The sequence below is a fragment of the Thalassospira permensis NBRC 106175 genome, assembly GCF_000714555.1.
GTDB lineage: Bacteria > Pseudomonadota > Alphaproteobacteria > Rhodospirillales > Thalassospiraceae > Thalassospira > Thalassospira xiamenensis.
On record NZ_AUNC01000053.1, the window covers coordinates 1 to 1,537 of the forward strand.

The following is a 1,537-nucleotide window of genomic DNA, read 5'->3' on the forward strand; positions in this document are numbered from 1 at the left end:
GCCGCAACCACGGCAAAGCCTTTTCCGGCATCACCGGCACGGGCGGCCTCGATTGTGGCGTTGAGTGCCAGAAGATTGGTTTGCTCGGCAATCGACTGGATCAGTTCAACCACTTGCCCGATTTTGTCGGAAGCCGTTCCAAGTTCTGCAAAAATCGTACTTGCGTCATCGGCTTCGTTTGCACCCGACTGTGCGATATCAGAGCTTCGCGAAACCTGCGACGTGATTTCATCGATGGATGCAGCAAGCTGTTCTGCCGCGGCTGCAACGGTATCGACATTGGCTGCTGCCTGTTCGGTTGCTACGGCAACGTTGGCCGCACGGCCGGTGGTTTCGTCAGACTGGCTGGCCATGCCTGTTGCCGTGGTGCGTAATTGCTCCAACGCGCTGTGAACCGTCGACAGATTGCCTTCGACTTCGATCTCGAAACTTTTAATCAGCTTTTCGATCTTTTCTGCGCGGGCAATCTGGATTTTGTGTGTATCTTTCTGCTCCTGTTCAAGCTTTTCGGCCTGTTCGCGGTTTGCCCTGAAAACCTCAAGCGAGCGGGCCAGCGCACCGATTTCATCACGCCGATCTGTTTCGTTTGTGGTGACGCTGGTATCACCTTGTGCCAGTTTGTTAAGCGCCTCGGTGATCATTCGCAGGGGACGGGTTGTTGATCTGTCAATCGCAAGTCCGGCCATTCCGATGACGATCAGCATGGAAATCGCAACAGCGATGTCATTGATGGCGGTTTGCCAGAAAATGTCATCAACATCATCGATATAAACGCCGGTTGTTATCACCCAGCCCCACGGCTTGAATGTTTCGGCATAGGCCAGTTTGGGAAATACCCCGTCATGCCCCGGTTTGTTCCACTCATAGGTCAGGAAACCGCCTTCGGGATGACGTGCTGCCTTGACCATTTCATCAAGGATCGGGACACCGTTGACATCAATCACCTGTTTACCGTTCTGGCCGTTCAGTTTTGGCTGGATCGGGTGCAGTATGACCTTGGTATCAAGACCCAGTACAAACACATAATTATTGTCAGCGTAACGCGCATTCTGAATAAACTCTGTTGCACGGGTCTGCGCTTCGTCGAGGGTGATCTCACCGGATTTGGCGAGCTGATCATAATGGCTAAAGATCGAACGGGTCATATCGACGACTTGCCGGACATTGGCTTTCTTTTCTTCGACCAGTGCAGATCGCAGGGTCACAAGATCAAAGACCGCCAGACCGCCCAGCGCAAAAGCCGTCATTACCAGTACCATCCGCAATTTGGCGGAAAGCGAGAAATTGGAGAGTTTCATCGGGTTCTCCGTGTTTGGATGTAAACGGCGGAAACTGCATGCAGCAAAAGCTGTCAGATCAGCATAACTGCAACATAGGGTTGTGCAGATGTGCGGTTTTATAAAAAGAGCTTTGCCAATTGTTCCTGATCGAAATCAGAAAACCCGTGATAAAATGAAGAATCCTCAGTGAAATAAGTAAGTGAAATCAGTATCGCGGCGAGATCTGCAAACGAAAGAGGGATGCACATGGCATCCCT

1 protein-coding gene is annotated in these 1,537 nt (G+C 51.5%); it reads right to left on the reverse strand.

What is annotated here, in order from left to right; translation table 11 throughout:
- Positions 1-1,298: cache domain-containing protein (locus SMB34_RS17710; RefSeq protein WP_037992095.1), on the reverse strand; the 1,298-nt coding region annotated here is incomplete at its 3' end.
- Positions 1,299-1,537: the final 239 nt, after the last annotated feature.